Below are 22063 nucleotides of genomic sequence, written 5' to 3'. Positions count from 1 at the left end.
GCGCCACTGCTCATCCCTCATCCGTGTCTCGACGAGCCTCCCGTCGGGCTCGCTCGCCCGTCATCGAAGCCGACGGACGGGGCCTTGGCTAGTCACCGTCCCACGAATTCGGCCTTGCCCGGCCCCTTCTCCATGAACGACGCCATCCCGATGGTCCGGTCCTCGGTGGCGAACAGGGCGGCGAACTGCTGGCGCTCGATGGCCAGCCCGGTCTCCAGGTCCGTCTCCAGCCCGCGGTCGATGGCCTCCTTGGCGGCACGCACGGCGTAGGTCGCGGCCCCGGCGAACTGGCGCGCCCAGGCCAGCGCCTCGCGGTACACCTCGTCGGCGGGGAAGACGCGGTCGACCAGGCCGATGGCCAGCGCCTCGTCGGCCTTCACGAAGCGGCCGGTGAGGACCAGGTCCTTGGCCTTGCTCGGGCCGACCAGGCGGGTGAGCCGCTGGGTGCCGCCGGCCCCGGGGATGATGCCGAGCAGGATCTCCGGCTGCCCCAGCGTCGCGTCGTGCGCGGCGAAGCGCAGGTCGGCGCACAGGGCGAGCTCGCATCCCCCGCCCAGCGCGTAGCCGGTGATCGCGGCGACGACCGGCTTGGGGATCTGCGCCACGGCCGAGAACGCCGACTGCAGCCCACTCGAGCGCTTGACCATGTCGGTGTGGGACATGTCGGCCATCTCCTTGATGTCCGCCCCGGCCGCGAACACCCGCTCCCCGCCGTAGATGACCACGGCCTTGATGTCGTCACGCTCGGTGGCCTCGGCCGCGGCGGCACGGATCTCCTCCTGCACCTGCGCGTCGAGCGCGTTCATCTTCGGCCGGTCCAGCCGCAGCGTCGCCACCTGGTCGGAGACCTCGAGTCGGACGAACTCACCCATGCTGCACACCTCACTGCTCGTCGACGTCCGGCGCCTGCGCCGGCCCACGCCGCATTGTGCCCGAGCCGCCGATCCGCCGTCAGGAGTCCGGAGGAGGGCGATCGGGGACAATGGGCGAATGACTCCTGGAATGTGGACCTACGAGGGGCAGACGTCCAGCGTCTGGCCCGGACACCACTACCCGCTGGGTGCCACCTGGTCGGAGGAGTCGACCAACTTCGCCGTCTACGCCCCCGACGCCACCCACGTGTGGCTGTGCCTGTTCCACGAGCTGGACATCGAGATGCGCGTCTCGCTCACCGAGCGCACCCTGGGCATCTGGCACGGCGCGCTGCCGGGAGTCGCCCCCGGTACCCGCTACGGCTTCCGCGTCGACGGTCCCTGGGACCCCGCCCAGGGCCTGCGCTTCAACCCCGCCCAGCTGCTGCTGGACCCCTACGGCCGGGCCGTGTCCGGCGACCTCACCGCACACCCGGCCATCTACGCCCACCGCCTCGACGACCCCGCCAAGCCCGAGACCACCGACTCCGCGCCGTACGTCGCGCGCAGCGTGGTGGTCGACGACCGGTTCGACTGGGAGGGCGACCGTCCGCTGCAGCACCGCTGGCGCGACACGGTGATCTACGAGCTCCACGTCAAGGGCATGACCGCCCTGCACGACCGGGTGCCCGAGGAGCTCCGCGGCACCTACGCCGGCCTCGCCTCGCCCGCGGTGATCGACTACCTGCTCGACCTGGGGGTGACCGCGGTCGAGCTGCTCCCGGTGCACCAGTTCTTCTCCGAGCCCTGGCTGTCCCGGCTCGGCCTGCACAACTACTGGGGCTACAACAGCCTGGGGTTCTTCGCGCCGCACAACGGCTACTCCTCCTCGGGGGATCGCGGCGAGCAGGTGCGCGAGTTCAAGGAGATGGTGAAGGCCTTCCACGCCGCCGGGCTCGAGGTCATCCTCGACGTGGTCTACAACCACACCGCCGAGGCCGGCTCGCAGGGGCCCGCGCTCAGCTTCCGCGGCCTCGACGACCGCGGCACCTACCGGCGCGTGCTGCCCACGCTCGCGGAGCTGGCGGCCGGCGGCCCCGTCTTCGACGACACCTACTGGGACGTCACCGGGTGCGGCAACACCGTCGACAGCTCCAACCCCCAGGTGCTGCGGCTGATCCTGGACTCGCTGCGCTACTGGGCCGAGGAGATGCACGTCGACGGGTTCCGCTTCGACCTGCTCCCGGCCCTGACCCGCACCGGTTACGACGTGGACATGCACTGCCAGCTGCTGACCACGATCGGCCAGGACCCGGTGCTGCGGCACACGAAGCTGATCGCGGAGCCGTGGGACGCCTCCGCCGAGGGCTACCGGGTGGGCGAGTTCCCGCCGCCGTGGGTGGAGTGGAACGACAAGTACCGCGACACCATGCGCGACTTCTGGCGCGGCGCCACGGCGGGGGTGCGCAGCGTGGCCACCCGGCTGGCCGGCTCCTCGGACCTGTACGCCGACGACGGGCGCTCGCCGTACGCCTCGGTCAACTTCATCACCGCCCACGACGGCTTCACGGTGCGCGACCTGGTCTCCTACGACCGCAAGCACAACGAGGCCAACGGCGAGGACAACCGGGACGGCACCGACAACAACCGCTCCTGGAACCACGGGGTGGAGGGCGAGACCGACGACCCCCGGATCCGCGCCCTACGCCGACGCCAGGCCGCCAACCTGATGGCGACGCTGTGCCTGTCGGCCGGGGTGCCGATGCTGACCGCCGGCGACGAGCGCGGTCGGACCCAGCGCGGCAACAACAACGCCTACAGCCAGGACAACGAGATCTCCTGGATGGACTGGTCCCTCGACGACGCCTGGCTCGACGTGCACGCGGTGACCAGGACCGCGCTGCGTCTGCGGCGAGAGCACCCCGCGCTGCGCCAGCGGCACTGGTTCGAGGGTCGTCCGGCGATCCGCGGCGGCCCCAAGGACCTGGCCTGGCTGCACCCGAGCGGACGGGAGATGACCGGCGACGACTGGCAGGACGACTCGCTGCACGTGGTGGGGATGTTCGTCTCCGGGTCCCCGCTGCGCGCGCCCGGCCCGCACGGGGAGCAGCTGCACGACAAGTCGTTCATGGTCTGGCTGAACTCCGGCGACGGCCCGGTGAAGGTCCACCTCCCCGAGAACGACTGGGTCCAGCAGGGCGAGGTGGTGCTCTCCACCGATGCCGACCTGGCCGAGGGCACGCCGCTGCGGGCCGGGGAGTGGCTGCTGGTGGGCCCGCGCTCGACGGTGGTGCTGCGCCAGGTCTGAGCGCGGGCCCGGCAGCGCCTCAGCCGGGCAGGGTCATCAGGCCCAGCTCGGCCGGCGCGGTCAGCAGCCGGTGGCGCGGCAGGACGCGCACCGTGTAGCCGAACGGGCCCGGGCGCGCGAGCCTGACCGTGCCCCCGAAGGAGTACCGGGAGCCCTCATAGGACTCCTGCAGCTCCAGGGAGGTGGTCGCGGCGTCACTCAGCGTGTCCTCCGCGGTGGTCGGTCCGTGCACCAACTGCACATCGACGTCCTCGGGCGAGAGGGCGCCGAGCGCCACGAAGGCGCGCACGGTGAGCTCGTCGCCCAGCTCCGGGCTGTCGCCCACGCCGGAGGAGTCGACGTGCTCGACGACCACGTGCGACCACGCGTCGCGGACCCGGTGCTTCCAGCGCGCCAGCTCGGGGGCCGCGTCGGGGTCGGCCACGATGTTGCGCCGCGACGCGGCGGCCGGGGCGTAGAGCGCCTCGACGTAGTCGCGGACCATCCGCGAGGCCACCACCTTGGGGCCGAGCGACTTCAGCGTGTGGCGCACCATCTCGATCCAGCGCGCCGGGACGCCCTGGCGGTCCACGTCGTAGAAGCGCGGGGCGACCTCGTTCTCGATCAGGTCGTAGAGCGCCGTCGCCTCGATGTCGTCACGGTGGTCGGGGTCGTCGACGACGTCGGCGGACGGGATCGCCCAGCCGTTGTTGCCGTCGTACCACTCGTCCCACCAGCCGTCGAGGATCGACAGGTTCAGCCCGCCGTTCAGGGCCGCCTTCATCCCGGAGGTGCCGCAGGCCTCGTAGGGCCGCAGCGGGTTGTTCAGCCACACGTCGCAGCCCGGGTACAGCGGCAGCGCCATCGCGATGTCGTAGTTGGGCAGGAACGCGATCCGGTGCCGCACCTCGGGGTCCTCGGCGAACCGGACGATCTCCTGGATCAGCTTCTTGCCGCCGTCGTCGGCCGGGTGCGCCTTGCCGGCGATGATCAGCTGGATCGGCCGCTCGGGGTCGAGCAGCAGGCGCTTGAGCCGGGCGGGGTCGCGCAGCATCAGCGTGAGCCGCTTGTACGACGGGACCCGCCGCGCGAAGCCGATGGTGAGCACGTCGGGGTCGAGCACGGAGTCGGTCCAGTCCAGCTCGGCCGGGGCCGCGCCGCGCTCGAGGCAGGACTCGCGGACCCGGCGCCGGGCGTCGAGCACCAGCCGCTCGCGCAGCACGCGCTTGGTCCGCCAGATGTCGGCGGAGGCCACCCGGTCGACGGCGGCGAAGGCGTCGCTGGGGTCCAGGCGCGTCAGCTCGGAGTCGGGGTCCACGCCGACACCGCGGGAGAGCTCGAAGACCTCGGGCGCGCACCAGGTCGGCGCGTGCACGCCGTTGGTGATCGACCCGATCGGGACCTCGGACTCGTCGAAGGCCGGCCACAGGCCGTTGAACATGCCGCGCGAGACGTGCCCGTGCAGCTGGGACACCCCGTTGGCGCGCTGGGCCAGACGCAGGCCCATCACGGCCATGTTGAACACTCCGGGGTCGCCGCCGTCGTAGTTCTCGGCGCCGAGCGCCAGCACCTCCTCGACCGGCACGCCCGGCGTGGGGCTGTTGCCGGAGAAGTACTGCGCGACCAGGTCGCGCGGGAACCGGTCGATGCCCGCGGGCACCGGCGTGTGGGTGGTGAACACCGTGCCGGTGCGCGAGACCTCCAGCGCGGTCTCGAAGTCCAGGGCCGGTCCGCCCTCGCCGACGGTGAGCTCGCGGATCCGCTCGACGCCCAGGAAGCCGGCGTGCCCCTCGTTGGTGTGGAAGACCTCGGGCTCGGGGCTGCCGGTGATGCGCGAGTACACGCGCAGCGCGCGGACGCCGCCGACGCCGAGCAGCAGCTCCTGCAGGAGGCGGTGCTCGGAGGTGCCGCCGTAGAGGCGGTCGGTGACCTCACGCAGCCGGGGCTCGTTGGCCTCGACGTCGGAGTCGAGCATCAGCAGCGGGACGCGGCCCACCTGCGCCACCCAGATCCGGGCGTGCAGGTCGGCACCGGGCACGCCAAGGGTGACGATGGCCGGGGTCCCGTCCTCCTCGCGCAGCAGCGAGACCGGCAGACCGTCGGGGTCGATGACCGGGTAGGTCTCCTGCTGCCAGCCGGCGCGGGAGAGGGACTGGCGGAAGTAGCCGTGCCGGTAGAGCAGACCCACGCCGACGATCGGCACACCGAGGTCCGAGGCGCTCTTGAGGTGGTCGCCGGCGAGGATGCCCAGGCCACCGCTGTACTGCGGCAGCACCGAGGCGATGCCGAACTCCGGGGAGAAGTAGCCGATCGCGGCGGGAGAGGTCTTCCCCTCGGCGGCGCGCCGCTGGTACCAGCGGTCCGCGGTGAGGTACTCGGTGAGGTCCTCGGCGACGGCCCGCAGCTGCTTGCGGAACCTCTTGTCGCGCTTCAGCTCCTCGAGCCGGGCCGGGTCCAGGGCGCCCAGCAGGCGCACCGGGTCACGGCCGACCTCCTCCCACAGGTCGGGCTCGACCGTGCGGAAGAGCTCCTGGGAGTCGTGGTGCCAGCTCCAGCGCAGGTTGGCGGCCAGATCGCTCAGGGCGCTGAGCTCGGTGGGCAGGACAGGACGGACGGTGAATCGTCTGATGGCTCGCACATGCTGACCGTAGCGGTCACGCTGGAACGTTCCAACCGAATCCCGCGAATGGTGTGTAACGACCAAGGAACGGGGAACCACTCCCTGCGCAGCACCGCAGGCCCGACCCGGCGCCCCACGCCCGGCGCCGCCCCCCGGTGTTGCTGCCCTGTCACCACAGACCGCTAGGTTGGACAAATGGTCGGACGCATCCCCGTCATGAACGTCATGCCTCTGGTCGATCTGGGCCGTCAGCCAGCCAAGGCAACCCTCCACGAGCCCTTCCCGGTCACCGCCACGGTGTTCCGCGAGGGCCACGACAAGCTCGGCGCCGAGGTGGTCCTCACCGGACCCGACGGCGTACGCCGCCCCCCGGTGCGGATGGCACCCAGCCCCGATCCCGAGACCCCCGATCGCTACGAGGCGTGGGTCACGCCCGACGCCGAGGGGCCGTGGACCTTCGCCATCCAGGCCTGGTCCGACCCCCTGGCCACCTGGCAGCACGACGCGGGCCTGAAGATCCCGGCCGGCGTGGACGTGGAGCTGATGTTCACCGAGGCGCGGCTGCTGTGCGAGCGCATCCTCGCCGACCTGCCCGCCGGTGACGGCCAGCGCGAGGTGCTGCGCTCCGCGATCGACGCGGCCACCGACACCGCCCGCCCGGAGGGGGCCCGCCTCGCCGCGCTGCAGTCCCCCGAGCTCGACGAGGTGTTCGCGGCCAACCCGCTGCGCGACCTGGTCACCCTCGAGGGCCCCTTCCCCCTCTACGCCGACCGCTCCCGAGCGCTCTTCGGCAGCTGGTACGAGCTCTTCCCGCGCTCCGAGGGCGCCTACCACGACCCGGCCACCGGCAAGGTCGTCAGCGGCACCTTCACCACCGCCGCGAAGCGCCTCGACGCGGTCGCCGCGATGGGCTTCGACGTGGTCTATCTGCCGCCCATCCACCCGATCGGCGAGGTCAACCGCAAGGGCCCCAACAACACCCTCACCCCCGGCCCCGACGACCCGGGCTCGCCGTGGGCGATCGGCAGCCGGCACGGCGGCCACGACGCCGTGCACCCGGACCTGGGGACCATCGACGACTTCGACGACTTCGTCGCGCGCGCCGACGAGCTCGGCCTCGAGGTGGCGCTGGACCTGGCGCTGCAGGCGGCCCCGGACCACCCCTGGGTCAGCGCGCACCCGGAGTTCTTCACGACCCGCGCGGACGGGTCCATCGCCTACGCGGAGAATCCGCCGAAGAAGTACCAGGACATCTACCCGATCAACTTCGACAACGACCCCGAGGGCATCTACGCCGAGGTGCTGCGGGTGGTGCGCCACTGGATGGATCACGGGGTGCGGATCTTCCGCGTCGACAACCCGCACACCAAGCCGGTGGCCTTCTGGGAGCGGCTGCTCAAGGAGATCCGCAGCACCGACCCCGACGTGCTGTTCCTCTCCGAGGCGTTCACCCGCCCGGCGATGATGCACGCGCTCGGCTCGGTCGGCTTCCACCAGAGCTACACCTACTTCACCTGGCGCAACGCCAAGTGGGAGCTCGAGGAGTACCTGCGCGAGCTGTCCGAGGAGTCCGCACACCTGCTGCGGCCGAACTTCTTCGTGAACACCCCCGACATCCTGCACGCCTACCTGCAGTACGGCGGGCCGGCGGCGTTCAAGATCCGGGCTGCGATCGCGGCCACCGGCTCGCCGAGCTGGGGCGTCTACGCCGGCTTCGAGCTCTACGAGCACGTGGCGCTCAAGCCGGGCAGCGAGGAGTACCTCGACTCGGAGAAGTTCCAGATCCGGGTCCGGGACTGGGAGGGCGCCGAGGCGCAGGGCCGCACGCTCGCGCCGTACCTCACCCGGCTCAACGCGATCCGCCGCGCCCACCCGGCACTGCAGCAGCTGCGCAACGTGGTGATCCACCACAGCGACGACGAGAACGTCCTGGTCTTCTCCAAGCAGTCCCCGCCCGCGGGGTCCGCCGCCCAGGCGGACGCTGAGGAGGACCTGGTCATCGTCGTGGTCAACGTCGACCCGCACGGCACCCGCGAGACGACCGTCCACCTCGACCTGCCCGCCCTCGGAATGGAGTGGCACGACTCCTTCCACGTCCACGACGAGCTCACCGACGAGACCTGGACCTGGGGCGCGCACAATTACGTGCGCCTCGACCCGTCCTACGAGCCCGCCCACATCCTCACTGTCAGGAGGCCCCGTTGATCGAGCCCGCGTCATCCGGATCCACGACCGGCGATCCCGCCGTCACCGCCGACCCAGCCGCGGGCACCACCGCCGCCGACAACGCGCTCTTCGCCGGGGGTGACACCCCCGACTGGTTCAAGACGGCCGTCTTCTACGAGGTGCTGGTCCGCTCGTTCCGCGACTCCAACGGCGACGGCACCGGCGACTTCAAGGGCCTGACCGAGAAGCTGGACTACCTCCAGTGGCTCGGCGTCGACTGCCTGTGGGTGCCGCCGTTCTTCCCCAGCCCGCTGCGCGACGGCGGCTACGACGTCGCCGACTACACCGGGGTCCTCCCCGAGGTGGGCACGATCGAGGACTTCCACCACTTCCTCGACGAGGCGCACAAGCGCGGCATCCGCGTGATCATCGACTTCGTCATGAACCACACCAGCGACCAGCACCCGTGGTTCCAGGCGAGCCGCGAGGACCCCGAGGGCCCCTACGGCGACTTCTACGTCTGGTCGGACTCCGACGAGCTCTACGAGGACGCGCGGATCATCTTCGTCGACACCGAGCCGTCGAACTGGACCTGGGACCCGGTGCGCCAGCAGTACTTCTGGCACCGCTTCTTCAGCCACCAGCCCGACCTCAACTTCGACAACCCCAAGGTCCACGAGGCGATGCTGGAGGCGTTGTCCTTCTGGCTCGACATGGGCCTGGACGGGTTCCGCCTGGACGCGGTCCCCTACCTCTACGAGCGTCCCGGCACCAACGGCGAGAACCTCCCCGAGACCCACGAGTTCCTGCGGATGGTGCGCCGCTTCGTCGACGAGAAGTACCCCGGCCGGGTGCTGCTGGCCGAGGCCAACCAGTGGCCCGCCGATGTCGTGGACTACTTCGGCGACTTCGAGTCCGGTGGCGACGAGTGCCACATGTGCTTCCACTTCCCGGTGATGCCGCGCATCTTCATGGCGGTGCGCCGCGAGTCGCGCTTCCCGATCTCGGAGATCCTCGAGCAGACCCCGGCGATCCCGCACAACTGCCAGTGGGGCATCTTCCTGCGCAACCACGACGAGCTCACCCTCGAGATGGTCACCGACGAGGACCGCGACTACATGTGGGGCGAGTACGCCAAGGACCCGCGGATGAAGGCCAACATCGGCATCCGCCGCCGGCTGGCGCCGCTGCTGGACAACGACATCAACCAGATGGAGCTGTTCACCGCGCTGCTGCTCTCCCTGCCGGGCTCGCCGGTGCTGTACTACGGCGACGAGATCGGGATGGGCGACAACATCTGGCTCGGTGACCGCGACGGGGTGCGCACCCCGATGCAGTGGACCCCGGACCGCAACGCCGGCTTCTCGGTGGCCACGCCGGGCAAGCTGCACCTGCCGCTGGTCCAGGACCCGGTCTACGGCTACCAGAGCGTCAACGTCGAGGCGCAGCTGGAGAACTCCTCCTCGCTGCTGCACTGGACGCGCCGGATGATCCACGCCCGCCGCAAGCACGCGGCGTTCGGCCTCGGCACCTTCGCCGACCTGGGCGGGTCCAACCCCAGCGTGCTCTCCTACGCCCGCGAGCACACCGACGAGAACGGGCGCACCGACACCATCGTGTGCGTCAACAACCTCTCGCGCTTCCCCCAGCCGGTCGAGCTGGACCTGCGCCGCTTCGAGGGCTACCAGCCCGTCGAGCTGCTCGGCGGGGTGCCCTTCCCGCCCGTCGGCGAGCTGCCCTACCTGCTGACCCTCGGCGCCTACGGCTTCTACTGGTTCCGTCTCACCAAGCCCGCTTCGGCGGAGGAGGGAGCGTCGACATGACCGGTCCCACGGACGTCATGGTCCCGTTCCTGGAAAGGTCGCGCTGGTTCGGCGGCAAGGGCCGCGCCTTCACGGTCACGCAGATCCGGCGACTCGGCGAGGTGCCCGGCGGCGTGGAGGGCGGCCCGCGGGTGGTCATCGACCTCGTCGTCGTCGACTACACCGACGGGACCGAGGGCGGCGAGGAGCGCCGCGAGATGTACCAGGTCCCGCTGGCCTTCTACCCCGAGCCGCAGGAGCGCCTCGAGCACGCGCTGGTCGGCACCTGGGCCGAGCCCGACCTCGGCCTCGGCGAGGTGCACGCCTACGACGCGGTCCACGACCACGACGCGATGGCGTCCTGGCTGCGCTCCTTCGACCTGGCGGCCACCCGCACCGTCGACCCCGACAGCCCGCTGGCCTTCCACCGCCTGCCCGGGCACGACCTCGACCTGAGTGGGCACTCCACGCTGTTCAGCGGGGAGCAGTCCAACTCGTCGGTGGCCTTCGGCGAGGACTCGCTGATGAAGGTCTTCCGCAAGGTGACCCCGGGGGTCAACCCCGACATCGCGATCCACGAGGTGCTCACCCGCACCGGCTCCGACCACGTGGCCGCGCTCTACGGCTGGCTCGACATCCACGACGAGGCCGCCGACTCCGTCATCCAGCTGGCGATGCTGCAGCAGTTCCTGCGCACCGCCAGCGACGGCTGGGACCTCGCCCTGGCCAGCGTGCGCAACCTCTTCGCCGAGGCTGACCTGCACGCCTACGAGGTGGGCGGCGACTTCGCCGCCGAGGCCGCGCGGCTCGGGGTGGCGCTGGCCGAGGTGCACGCGGACCTCGCCGAGCACTTCCCCGTCGAGCGGCGCAGCTCCGCGCAGATGGCCGAGCTCGGGGCCGCGATGAGCCGGCGCCTGGACGAGGCGCTGACGATCGTGCCCGGCCTCGAGCCGTACGCCGAGGGCCTGCGCGCGGCGTACGCCAGGCTCGGCGAGCTCGACGACGTGCCCGTCCAGCGGGTGCACTGCGACCTGCACCTGGGCCAGACCCTGCGCACCAGCAAGGGCTGGAAGATCGTCGACTTCGAGGGCGAGCCCGCCAAGCCGCTCGCCGAGCGGATGCTGCCGGACTCGCCATGGCGCGACGTCGCCGGGATGCTGCGCTCCTTCGACTACGCGCCGCGCGTGGTCGAGCGCACCCTCGGCGAGGGCGACGCCAACGACGACCACCAGCGCGCCTACCGCGCCGAGGAGTGGTCCGAGCACAACCGCAACGCCTTCCTGCAGGCCTACGCCGGTCGCGACCTCTCCGCCGGCGAGCAGACCCTGCTCGCGGCGTACGTCGCGGACAAGGCCGTCTACGAGACCGTCTACGAGACCCGAAACAGACCGGCGTGGGTGTCCATCCCCCTCGCTGCCGTCGCCCGGATCGGAGCCACATCATGACCGACGAGACCCCCGCCTCCACCGCCGCGCTCAAGCCGGTGCCCCGCGAGGAGCTCGACCTGCTCATCGAGGGCGCGCACGGAGACCCGCACGCCGTGCTCGGCGCCCACCCGCACGACGGCGGCGTCACGGTCCGGGTCTTCAAGCCGCTGGCCTCCAGCGTCGTGATCGGCCACCAGGGCACCGAGACCCGGCTGGTGCACGAGTACGAGGGCATCTGGGCCGGCGTGCTGCCGGTCGAGGAGGTCCCCGACTACCGGGTGGTGGTCTCCTACGACGCCGAGCCGGTGGTCCTCGACGACCCCTACCGGTTCCTGCCGACGCTGGGCCCCACCGACCTGCACCTGATCAACGAGGGCCGCCACGAGAACCTCTGGGAGGTCCTCGGCGCGAAGGTGCGCCACTACCCCGCCGGGATCACCGGCACGTCGTTCGCCGTCTGGGCGCCCTCGGCCCGCGGCGTGCGCCTCAAGGGCGACTTCAACGGCTGGGACGGCCGCGAGCACCCGATGCGCCAGCTCGGCGTCTCCGGCGTGTGGGAGCTGTTCGTCCCCGACATCGGCTCCGGCACCCGCTACAAGTTCGCGATCCTGGGTGCCGACGGCGTCTGGCGGGAGAAGGCCGACCCGATGGCCTTCCACACCGAGGTGCCGCCGCTGACGTCGTCGGTGGTCTTCGACTCCTCCTACTCCTGGTCCGACGACGCCTGGATGGCCTCGCGTCCCGAGCGGCGTCACGTCGCCGAGCCGATGTCGGTCTACGAGATGCACCTCGCCTCGTGGCGCAAGGGCTGGCAGGGCGAGACCCTCGACTACCGCCAGCTCGCCGACGTGCTGGTGCCCTACCTCACCGAGCTCGGGTTCACCCACGTCGAGTTCATGCCGGTGATGGAGCACCCCTTCGGCGGGTCGTGGGGCTACCAGGTCACGTCGTACTTCGCCCCGACCGCGCGGCTCGGCGACCCCGACGGCTTCCGCCATCTGGTGGACCGGCTGCACCAGGCCGGCATCGGCGTCATCGTCGACTGGGTGCCGGCGCACTTCCCCAAGGACGAGTTCGCGCTGGCCCGCTTCGACGGCACGCCGCTCTACGAGGACCCCAACCCGAGCCGGGGCGAGCACCCCGACTGGGGCACCTACGTCTTCAACTTCGGTCGCCGCGAGGTGCGCAACTTCCTGGTCGCCAACGCGCTGTACTGGCTCGAGGAGTACCACATCGACGGGCTGCGCGTGGATGCGGTCGCTTCGATGCTCTACCTCGACTACAGCCGCGAGCCGGGCGAGTGGACCCCCAACGTGCACGGGGGCCGCGAGAACCTCGAGGCGATGCAGTTCCTGCAGGAGATGAACGCCACCGTCGACAAGCGGGTGCCGGGGGCGATGACCATCGCCGAGGAGTCCACCTCCTGGCCCGGCGTCACCGCCCCGACCAGCGAGGGCGGGCTGGGCTTCGGCTTCAAGTGGAACATGGGCTGGATGCACGACTCGCTGGGCTACGTCGAGCACGACCCGGTGCACCGCGCCTACCACCACGCCCAGATGACGTTCTCGCTGGTCTACGCGTTCTCCGAGAACTACGTGCTGCCGATCAGCCACGACGAGGTCGTGCACGGCAAGGGCTCGCTGCTGCGCAAGATGCCCGGGGACCGCTGGCGCCAGCTGGCCAACATGCGCGCCTACCTCGGGTTCATGTGGGCCCACCCCGGCAAGCAGCTGGTGTTCATGGGCGTCGAGCTGGGTCAGGAGTCGGAGTGGGCCGAGGCCCGCGAGCTCGACTGGTGGCTGCTCGACCACCCCGAGCACCGCGGGATGCGCGACCTGGTCCGCGACCTGAACACCGTCTACCGCGACTCCCCCGCCCTCTACGCCGCCGACAACGACGCGTCGACCTTCGCCTGGATCGACGCCAACGACGCCGGGCGCAACGTGTTCTCGTTCGTGCGCCGGGCGCCCGGTGCGCCGGACCTGGTCTGCGTGGCGAACTTCTCGGCCGTGCCGCACGAGGGCTTCCGTCTCGGGCTGCCCGAGGCGGGCACCTGGGACGAGGTGCTCAACACCGACGCGGAGGGCTACACCGGCTCCGGCGTCGGCAACCTGGGCGCGATCGAGGCCGTCGAGGGCGAGTGGTCCGGCCACCCGGCGCATGCCGACGTGGTCATCCCGCCGCTCGCGACGGTCTGGTTCCGGCGCCGTCGCTGAGCACGTGACGGCTTCGCGCGTGGGCGCGGGAGGGACGGCTAGGGTGACTGCGTGACCGACCCGTCGTCCCTCCCGGGCCAGCCGACCCTGCACGTGGCGGTGGTCGCCGAGGGCATCGCCCGCATCAGCTGGGAGCCGTCGCTGACCGCGCACGGCTCGGCCGCCGTCGACGTCGTACGCCGTGAGGTCGAGGCGCTGCTCGCCGGCCACCTCCGGGTGGAGACGCTGATCCCCCCCGACGACGAGGCCGCGCTGCGCATCGCCACCTGGGCCGGGCTGCGCCGCGAGGGCGTGATGCGCGGGGTGCCCCGCGACGGCGGCACCGTGGACCTGGTCGTCTTCGCCCGGCTCGCCTCCGACGTGCCGGCCGATCGCCCCGAGGGGTTCCGCGAGCTGCTCAACTCGTTCCTGCCGCGCAAGCGGGCGATCAGCCAGATGCTGGTGCGCGACGAGCAGGACCGGGTGCTGCTGTGCCAGCTCACCTACAAGCGGGACTGGGACCTGCCCGGCGGCGTGGTCGAGGTGGGCGAGTCCCCGCAGCTGGCGGTGAGCCGGGAGATCGAGGAGGAGCTCGGGCTGACGATCCCGGCCGGGCCGCTGCTGCTCACCGACTGGCTGCCCGCGTGGAGCGGCTGGGACGACGCGCTGTGCCTGGTCTTCGACGGGGGGCGCCACCCCTCGAGCATGCTGGAGCGCGTCGTTCGCGAGGAGCGCGAGATCCGCTCAGCGGCGTTCTGCACCCTCGACGAGGTCAGGGAGCGGTGCGCGGACTTCACCGCCCGCCGGGTCGAGGCCGCCCTGCGCCAGGCCGGCCCCGGCGACTCCCCCGCCTACACTGAGTCCGGCAACTAGGTCCCTGCGGGGCCGCCCGAACCCCGGGCGCAGCGCGACCAGCACGCCGACCAGCAGCAGCCCGCCTCCGCCGACCTCCGCGCGGTTGGGCTGCTCGCCCAACAGCAGCCAGGCCGAGGTCATCGCCACCACGGGCGCCAGCAGCACCCACGGCACCACCGCCGCCGGCGGGTTGCGCGAGAGCAGCGCGTTGAAGATGCCGTAGCCGACCAGCGAGGCCAGCCCCGCGGTGTACAGCGTCGAGAGCACCGCCTGCGGGCTCAGCCCGACCAGCGCCGCCCCGACGGTGGCCGGGCCGTCGAGCAGCAGGGAGAGCGCGAGCAGCGGGACCGGCACCACGACGGCCGACCACACCGTCAGCGAGAGCCCGCCGGCGATCCCGGACGCCCGCGAGACGACGTTGCCGATGCCCCAGGACAGCGCGCCGGCCAGGCACAGCAGCAGGGCAGCCAACGGCACGTCGCCACCACGGCCGAGGGCGACCACGACCAGGCCGCCCGAGCCCAGGAGCACGCCGGCGACCTGCCCGCGAGTGGGGCGCTCCCCCAGCACCCCGGCGGCGATCACGATCGTGAAGATGACCTGGGCCTGGAGGACCAGCGCCGCGAGACCGGGCGGCAGCCCGGCGTGCATGGCGACGTAGAGCAGGCCGAACTGTCCCAACGACATGAACACCCCGACGGCGGCGACGGTCCTCCACGGCGCGGCGGGGCGTGGGACCAGCAGGACCGCGGGGAAGACCACGAGACCGAAGCGCAGCGCCACGAACAGCAGCGGCGGCACGTCTGCCATCCCCCAGTCGATCACCACGAAGTTGAAGCCCCAGATGGTGGCGACCAGGGCGGCCAGGAGGGAGTCTCGTGCAGTCACACGGACGAGTCTGGGGCCCACCGACCACGAAGCACCAGCGCACTGATCTACATGTCTTCTTGTAGCGTTGCTTCATGATCGACCTCGCCGCCCTGATCTCCCTGCGCGCCGTCGCCACCCACGGCTCGGTGGTCGCCGCCGCCGCGGCGCTGGGCTACACCCCCAGCGCGGTCTCCCAGCAGGTCAAGCGTCTCGAGCGCCAGGCCGGGGTGCCGCTGCTGGAGCGGGTGGGACGCGGGGTGCTGCTCACCGCTCCCGGCCGACAGCTGGTCGAGTCCGGCGCCCGGCTGCTCACCGACCTGGAGAAGATCGAGGCCGACCTGCACGCGGGCGCCGGCACCGTGACCGGTCACCTGCGCGTCACCGCGTTCTCCACCGCGACGCGCGGCCTGGTCGCGCCCGCCGTACGCACGGTGCAGCGCGAGCACCCGGCGCTCACCGTCTCCCTCACCGAGCGCGAGCCCTGGGACGCCGTCGAGCTGGTGGCCGACGGTCGCAGCGACGTGGCGATCGTGCACCGCTGGGGCGACGTCCCGATCGCGGTCCCCAACCACCTGGAGACGACCCCGGTGACACGCGACGTCGCGGACGTGATCGTGGCGGCGGACCACCCCTTGGCCGCGCGCGAGCGGGTGACACCGGCCGACCTCGTCGACGAGCGCTGGATCGCGACGCCGCAGGGCACGATCTGCCGTCAGTGGCTGACCCGGATGTACGACGGCACCGGCCGGCTGCCGCTGATCGCCCACGAGTCGCTGGAGTTCCACTCGCACGTGGCCCTGGTCGAGGCCGGTCTCGGCATCGCGCTGATCCCGCGCCTCGGGCGCTCGGAGCTGCCGGCCGGCCTGTGCGCCGTACCGGCCCACGACCCCGTGCCGACCCGGGACGTGCTGGCCCTGCCCCGCCGCAGCATGGCCACCTCCCCCGCCGTACGCGCCTTCCTCACCGCCCTCCCGCCCACGCCCTGCCCCGCCCCCGCCCCCGCGCCGCCCCCCGACGCCACATCCCGCTTGTAACGCGGGGTTATGCCTACTGCCACAGCGAAATAACGCTGCTCCAGTGGACATAACCCCGCGTTACAGCGGCGGGGTACGGCGCGCGCGGGACGCGCGGAGCGCGGCGCGGCGCGGCGGGGTGGGGGGTCAGAAGAGGGCGGAGGCGAGGTTCTGGCGGCCCTTGATGACGCGGGAGTCGTCGTTGCCGACGGCGGCGAAGAGCCCGATCAGGTGCTGGCGGGCGCGGTCGCGCTCGTCGCCGGAGGTACGGCGCACCAGCTCGACGAGGCGGTTGAACGCGTCGTCGACGTGTCCCCCCAGCAGATCGAGGTCGGCCACCATCGTCTGCGCATCGACGTCGTCGGGCGCCTCGGCGGCCGCCGTGCGGGCGGCGTTCAGGTCGACGCCCTGGGTGCGCTGCAGCACCTTGGCCATCGCCAGCCCGGCCGCGGCCTCGGTGTCGGCCGGGTTGGCGTCGACGAGCTTCTGGTACTCGGCGACCGCACGGTCGATGTCCCCGTCGGCCAGCGCGTCCTGCGCCGGGGCGTAGCGCGGGTCGAGCTGCGGCTCCTCGTCGCCGTCGGCCACCGGGCCGACCGCGCGCGGCTGGTGTCGCCCGGCCACGCCCTGCGCGGTGAGCTGCTGGGCGACCTGGGTCAGCGCGGTGCGCAGCTCGTCGATCGGCAGCGGGTCCTGCAGCAGCGGCATCGGGCGACCGTCGACGACGGCCACCACCAGCGGGATGGACGGGATCTGCATGGCCTGGGCGATCGCCGGCGCGGCGTCGATGTCGACCAGCCCGACCAGGAAGCGGCCCTCGAACTCCCCCGAGAGCGTCTCGAGGTCGTCGGCGAGCTGGCCGCTCTCCGGCATCCGGGTGCGCGAGAAGAACACCAGCAGGACCGGGGCGGTCATCGAGGTCTCGAGGACCTGCTGGAAGTTCTGCTCGCTGATCGGGACGGCGTACGCCGAGCCGCCGCCGGGCGCGCCGGCGGGGGCACCACCGGCCATGCCTGCGGGGGCGCCACCGGCTGCACCGGGGACGCCGCCGGGGGCTGCGGCGGACGGTGCGGGCGCCGGGCGCTTGAGGGCGGACAGGTCGATCGCTCCAGGGCGGGTGAACGGCTGCTGGGTCATGGTGCCCATCTTCCCCCAAGCACCACGACTAGAACCGCGCAGGCTCGCGGTATTCGCCCCACTCGGCGCGCAGGGCGTCGCAGATCTCCCCCAGCGTGGCCTCCACCCGGACCGCGTCGAGCATCGCCGGGATGATGTTCTCGGTGGTGCGCGCCACCTCGACCATCCGGGTCAGCGCGGACTCCACGGCCGCGGCGTCGCGCGCAGCCCTGCGCTCGGCGAGCAGCCGGACCTGCTCGACCTCGACCTCGTGCGAGACCCGCAGGATCTCCAGGTCGTGGGTGACCGAGTCCTGGTGGCAGTTGACGCCCACCACCCGCTTGTCGCCCTTCTCCAGCGCCACCTGGTACTGGAACGCGGCCTCGGCGATCTCGGACATGAACCAGCCCTCCTCGATGCCGCGCAGGATGCCGCGCGTCATCGGCCACACCCCCGCCTCGGCCTCGCCGGTGGCCTGGCGCATGGTCTGGGCGAGCCCGTCGGAGTCGGCGTGGGTCAGCGTCGAGCCGCCCATCGCCAGGATCCGGTCGAAGATCGCGTTCGCCTCGGCCTCGATCCGGTCGGTCAACGCCTCGACATACCAGGAGCCGCCGAGCGGGTCGGCGACGTTCGCGACGCCGGTCTCCTCCATGATCACCTGCTGGGTGCGCAGCGCGATCTCCGCGGCCTGCTCGGAGGGCAGCGCCAGCGTCTCGTCCAGGGCGTTGGTGTGCAGCGAGTTGGTGCCGCCCAGGACCGCCGCGAGCGCCTCGATGCCGGTGCGCACCACGTTGTTGTAGGGCTGCTGCGCGGTCAGCGAGACGCCGGCGGTCTGGGTGTGGAACCGCATCCACTGCGCCTTCTCGGTCTTCGCGCCGTAGACGTCACGCATCCAGCGGGCCCAGATCCGGCGGGCGGCGCGGAACTTCGCGATCTCCTCGAAGAAGTCCAGGTGGGCGTCGAAGAAGAACGACAGCCCCGGCGCGAAGACGTCCACGTCGAGCCCGCGGGAGAGGCCGAGCTCGACGTAGCCGAACCCGTCCGCGAGCGTGTAGGCGAGCTCCTGCGCGGCCGTCGAGCCCGCCTCACGGATGTGGTAGCCGGAGACCGAGAGCGGCTTGTAGGCCGGGATGTCGCGCGAGCAGTGCTCCATCAGGTCGCCGATCAGGCGCAGGTGCGGCTCGGGCGCGAAGAGCCACTCCTTCTGGGCGATGTACTCCTTGAAGATGTCGGTCTGCAGGGTCCCGTTGAGCACGCCGGGGTCGATGCCCTGACGCTCGGCGGCGACCAGGTACATGCAGAAGACCGGGACGGCCGGCCCGCTGATCGTCATCGACGTCGTCACCTCGCCCAGCGGGATGGAGTCGAAGAGCGTCTCCATGTCCGCGGCGCTGTCGATGGCGACGCCGCAGTGGCCGACCTCTCCCAGCGCCTTGGGGCTGTCGGAGTCGTGGCCCATCAGCGTGGGCATGTCGAAGGCCACCGAGAGCCCGCCCCCGCCGCGGCCCAGGATCATCCGGTAGCGCTCGTTGGTCTGCTGCGCGTTGCCGAAGCCGGCGAACTGGCGGATGGTCCAGGTCCGGCCGCGGTACCCGGTCGGGTGCAGGCCGCGGGTGAAGGGGAACTCGCCGGGCCACTCCGAGTCCTCCGTGCCGTACGCCGCGTCGACCGGCACGCCCGACAGGGTGGTGAAGTCGGCCTCGCGCACCCGGGAGGCGTCGTACCTGGCCTGCCAGCGGGCGCGGCCGGACGCGGCACCGGGCTCGCCGCTCGAGGCGTGGTTCAGGTCACGGGAGGAGTCGCTCATACGCCAGATACTAGGACGTCCTACTAAATACATCCAGGGGTCTGCCGAGACCGATGGCCTTAGGGTGCTCCCCGTGGGTGAGATCTTCGCGGGACGCTACGAGCTGCTCGACCCGGTCGCCGAGGGCGGCATGGGGTCGGTCTGGCTGATCCACGACCGAGCCGACGGCGAGGTCAAGATCGCCAAGATCCTGCGCCAGTCCGACGCCTCCTCGCTGCTGCGCTTCGTGCGCGAGCAGTCGGTGCGCATCGACCACCGCCACGTGGTCACCCCGCTGTCCTGGGCCGGGATGGACGACCGGGTGCTGTTCACGATGCCGCTGGTGCGCGGCGGCTCGGTCGCCGACCTGCTCAAGGAGCAGGGCCCGCTGCCGGTGCGCTGGGTAGGGGTTCTCCTCGACCAGACCCTGCAGGCCCTCGAGGCGGTCCACGCGGCCGGCATCGTGCACCGCGACGTGAAGCCGGCGAACCTCCTCCTCGAGCCCACCGGCCGAGGGCTGCCCCAGCTGCGGCTGACCGACTTCGGGATCGCCGCGCCGACCGACCAGCCCCGGATGACGCACGCCTCGATGGCCATCGGCACGCCCGGCTACATGGCCCCCGAGCAGTGGCACGGCGCCCACCCCGACCCGCGCCAGGACCTCTACGCGGTCGCGGTGGTCGGACTCGAGATGTTGACCGGCACGCGCCCCGCGGCGAGCCCGGACCCCCTGGTCGCGCCCGCGCCCGAGGTCCTCCCCCAGCCGCGCGAGCTCGTCGAGCGGCTGGTCGCCGTGCTCCTGCGCGCGAACGCCCAGAACCCCGACGATCGGCACTCCACGGCCGCACAGCTGCGCGCCGAGCTGTCCGAGCTCGGACTGTCCGCGTTCGCACCGCAGGACGGGGACGACGTCGAGGTCCGCGACCACTTCGGTCCCGGCTCCCCCACCCCCGCTCCGGAGCCGGCCTCCACGCCGGAGCCGGCCGCCGCCGGCCTGACCGCGAGCGCCCCCACCCGGGCGGTCCGACTCCCCGATGCCCCCACCCGCTCGCCGGCCACCTCGGTCCTGCCCGCGCCCACCCGCGTGGAGCAACCGGTGGAGACCGCCGGCGCGAGTCCGCGGCCCCGGGGCAGCGCAGTCCCCGGCCTCGCGCTGCTGGCGCTGGGCCTGGTCCTGCTGGTGGCCGCCCTGCTGGTGGCGCTGGGCTGAAGGTGCTGGGCTGAGCGTGCTCGGCTGAGCGTGCTCGGCTGAGCGTGCTCGGCTGAGCGTGCTCGGCTGAGCGCCGCCTCAGCGGCGGCGCAGCAGCACGACCCCGGCGCCCAGGCTGCCGAGCCCCAGCACCGCGAGCGCTCCGGCGCTCAGCGTCCGCACCAGGCTGCGACCGACGTCGTAGCCCACCAGCCGCGCCGTCTCCCCGTCGCCGAGCACGAACGGGTCGTCCTCGGTGTACGCCGGCGCCGCGTCGGGCTCCCCGACCACCTCGACCTGGAGGGTGTAGTCCACCTCGAGCGGGTCGCCGTCGACGCCTTCGGCCGTCACCACCACGAAGTGGTCGCCGGGCAGGTACGGACCGTCGGCGGCGCGCTGCAGGTACTCCACCGGGCCGACCACGGCCTCCAGCGTGGTCACGCTGCTCGACGAGAGCGTCCGGTCCACCGGGTCGGTCACGGCGGACAGCAGCGGTCCGCGGACCGCCAGGCGCAGGTCGGGCAGGCCGTCCGGGAGGTCCTCGGCGACGTCCTCTGCCACCCGGGGACTGACCACCCGGACCAGGGCGTGCTGCCCCCACTCCAGGGAGATCCGGCGGACGTCGTCCTCACCGCTGGACAGGGTCCCGCGGTGGATCCCCGTGCCGATCTCCGGGACGTCGACGAGCCCGGGCGCGGCCTCGGCGTCGCTGGGCTCCCCCGACACGTCCGGCGCCCGGAACTCGGGCGCCTCCTCGGTCTCGGGCAGCCCCTCGAGGCTCTTCACCGGAGCCTCCTCGACCAGGCGCAGGCTCACCGGCAGCCGCCCGGTGCCCTCCGCGGTGCTGGCGCGTCCGACCGCGACCAGCAGCGACTTCGCGGCCAGGCAGGGGTCCTCGTCCTCGGCCGTCCCGGTGCCGTCCGGGTCGACCTCGGGCCCCACCCGGGCCTGGGTGTCCATCAGCCATCCCCAGGAGAACGGCGCGCGGGCGCTGCCCTGGGCGCAGGAGTCGCCGTCCGGCGTGGCGATCACCAGGTCCACGGCGTCGCCCTCGGCGGCCGGGGCCAGCACCGAGGCGTGCACGGTGCTGCCCGGGATCGTCCGCGGCACCCGGAACCAGCGCGGCTCGTCGGGGCCCTCCACGTCGAAGCGCCAGGTGCCGGCGGTGAGGTCGGTGGGTGCGCCGAGGTCGGTGCTGGTCGCGGTCTCCTCGCCCGGCAGCTGCGGGTCGTCGGCGGCCTGTGCCGGCGCCGGGACGCACACCACCGCGGCCAGTACGGCGAGCGCGCCGGCGAGTCGAGCAGCCCGAGCCGAGCCGGCGGTCCCCATGATCATGCTGGCTGACCTTAGTGCAGGCGTCGCGTCCCGGAGCACCGGAGCCCTCAGAAGTCGCCGGCGGCGGAGCGGACCGGGCGCAGCAGCGTCGACAGCTCGCCCAAGGCGTCCTCGTCCAGGGCCCCGAGCGCGAAGTCGGCCTCGACGAGGTCGCGGGTGGCCGCCTCCACCACGGCGCGGCCGGCCTCGGTGATCTCGGCCAGCACGGCACGCCCGTCGTCGGGATGCTGGCGCCGTACGACGAGCCCGGCGGCCTCGAGCCGGTTCACGATCGAGGTGACCGAGGTCGGGTGCACCTGGAGCCGCTCCCCCATCTTGCCGAGCGGTAGCGAGCCACGCGTGGAGAAGACCAGCAGGACCAGCGCCTCGTAGCGCGCGAAGGTCAGCCCGTGCGGCTTGAGGATCGCATCCAGGCGCGCGATCACCAGCTGCTGGACCCGCATCAGGGAGGTGACGGCGTGCATGGCGGGCACGCCGGACCAGCGCAGGCCCCACTGGCGGGCCGCCTCGTCGATCGGGTCGAAGGGCAGGGTCATCGCCGGGTGCCGCCG

The 22063-nt window shown here is 72.2% G+C and carries 14 protein-coding genes and 1 pseudogene; 8 read left to right on the top strand and 7 right to left on the bottom strand.

Going from position 1 to position 22063, the window contains the following annotated elements; genetic code table 11:
• Positions 1-92: 92 nt before the first annotated feature.
• Positions 93-872, bottom strand: coding sequence for an enoyl-CoA hydratase/isomerase family protein (locus tag AC6EI4_RS09745; protein WP_498422526.1), 780 nt, complete (start codon positions 870-872; stop codon positions 93-95).
• A 118-nt stretch (positions 873-990) separates the two neighbouring features.
• On the opposite strand from AC6EI4_RS09745, the gene glgX reads away from it, so the two are divergent.
• Entirely contained in the window at positions 991-3159 is a 2169-nt protein-coding gene (glgX, locus tag AC6EI4_RS09740; protein ID WP_498422525.1) for a glycogen debranching protein GlgX, read from the top strand.
• Positions 3160-3178: 19 nt separating this feature from the next.
• On the opposite strand, the gene glgP is transcribed toward glgX, so the two are convergent.
• Positions 3179-5776, bottom strand: coding sequence for an alpha-glucan family phosphorylase (glgP, locus tag AC6EI4_RS09735; protein WP_498451320.1), 2598 nt, complete (start codon positions 5774-5776; stop codon positions 3179-3181).
• 177 nt (positions 5777-5953) lie between these two features.
• Here glgP and AC6EI4_RS09730 point away from each other — a divergent pair, with 177 nt between their 5' ends.
• The 5 genes from AC6EI4_RS09730 to AC6EI4_RS09710 are packed head-to-tail and all read left to right on the top strand — an operon-like array spanning position 5954 to position 14221.
• Positions 5954-7963, top strand: a complete 2010-nt coding sequence (locus AC6EI4_RS09730; RefSeq protein ID WP_498451319.1) for an alpha-1,4-glucan--maltose-1-phosphate maltosyltransferase — start codon at positions 5954-5956, stop codon at positions 7961-7963.
• Positions 7960-9747, top strand: a complete 1788-nt coding sequence (treS, locus tag AC6EI4_RS09725) for a maltose alpha-D-glucosyltransferase (RefSeq protein WP_498422520.1) — start codon at positions 7960-7962, stop codon at positions 9745-9747. Before AC6EI4_RS09730 ends, treS begins: the two co-directional genes overlap by 4 nt.
• On the top strand, positions 9744-11171 hold the full coding sequence (locus tag AC6EI4_RS09720) for a maltokinase N-terminal cap-like domain-containing protein (RefSeq protein WP_498422518.1): 1428 nt from the start codon (positions 9744-9746) through the stop codon (positions 11169-11171). Before treS ends, AC6EI4_RS09720 begins: the two co-directional genes overlap by 4 nt.
• On the top strand, positions 11168-13369 hold the full coding sequence (glgB, locus tag AC6EI4_RS09715; protein ID WP_498451318.1) for a 1,4-alpha-glucan branching protein GlgB: 2202 nt from the start codon (positions 11168-11170) through the stop codon (positions 13367-13369). The genes AC6EI4_RS09720 and glgB overlap by 4 nt, the downstream gene beginning before the upstream one ends.
• A gap of 51 nt (positions 13370-13420) precedes the next feature.
• Complete coding sequence (locus tag AC6EI4_RS09710) at positions 13421-14221, top strand: NUDIX domain-containing protein (RefSeq protein WP_498422515.1); 801 nt, start codon at positions 13421-13423, stop codon at positions 14219-14221.
• A gap of 42 nt (positions 14222-14263) precedes the next feature.
• Here AC6EI4_RS09710 and AC6EI4_RS09705 read toward each other — a convergent pair.
• Positions 14264-15091, bottom strand: a pseudogene (locus AC6EI4_RS09705) (EamA family transporter); the annotation flags it as partial.
• Positions 15092-15165: 74 nt separating this feature from the next.
• Between AC6EI4_RS09705 and AC6EI4_RS09700 the strand changes: the two are divergent.
• Entirely contained in the window at positions 15166-16107 is a 942-nt protein-coding gene (locus AC6EI4_RS09700; protein ID WP_498451317.1) for a LysR family transcriptional regulator, read from the top strand.
• Positions 16108-16233: 126 nt separating this feature from the next.
• On the opposite strand, the gene AC6EI4_RS09695 is transcribed toward AC6EI4_RS09700, so the two are convergent.
• Both AC6EI4_RS09695 and icmA read right to left on the bottom strand, forming a co-directional pair.
• Positions 16234-17223: a co-chaperone YbbN gene (locus AC6EI4_RS09695; protein ID WP_498422512.1), complete on the bottom strand. Its 990-nt coding sequence runs from the start codon at positions 17221-17223 to the stop codon at positions 16234-16236.
• Between the two features lie 28 nt (positions 17224-17251).
• The gene (gene icmA, locus AC6EI4_RS09690) at positions 17252-19009 is read right to left on the bottom strand and encodes a coenzyme B12-dependent isobutyryl-CoA mutase large subunit (RefSeq protein ID WP_498451316.1); all 1758 of its coding nucleotides are present in this window, start codon (positions 19007-19009) and stop codon (positions 17252-17254) included.
• Between the two features lie 73 nt (positions 19010-19082).
• Here icmA and AC6EI4_RS09685 point away from each other — a divergent pair, with 73 nt between their 5' ends.
• On the top strand, positions 19083-20198 hold the full coding sequence (locus tag AC6EI4_RS09685) for a serine/threonine-protein kinase (protein ID WP_498451315.1): 1116 nt from the start codon (positions 19083-19085) through the stop codon (positions 20196-20198).
• 78 nt (positions 20199-20276) lie between these two features.
• Here the strand turns inward: AC6EI4_RS09685 and AC6EI4_RS09680 are convergent, their stop codons facing one another.
• Together AC6EI4_RS09680 and AC6EI4_RS09675 are read right to left on the bottom strand one after the other, a co-directional pair.
• Positions 20277-21512 (bottom strand): hypothetical protein, encoded by a 1236-nt coding sequence (locus AC6EI4_RS09680; RefSeq protein ID WP_498451314.1) that lies wholly within the window; start codon positions 21510-21512, stop codon positions 20277-20279.
• 47 nt (positions 21513-21559) lie between these two features.
• Positions 21560-22048, bottom strand: coding sequence for a MarR family winged helix-turn-helix transcriptional regulator (locus AC6EI4_RS09675; protein ID WP_498422506.1), 489 nt, complete (start codon positions 22046-22048; stop codon positions 21560-21562).
• Positions 22049-22063: the final 15 nt, after the last annotated feature.

The sequence above is a fragment of the Nocardioides sp. Z43_10 genome, from assembly GCF_059766615.1.
The sequence above is the reverse complement of the archived record's forward strand: the minus strand, read 5'-3'. Positions and strand labels throughout refer to the sequence as shown.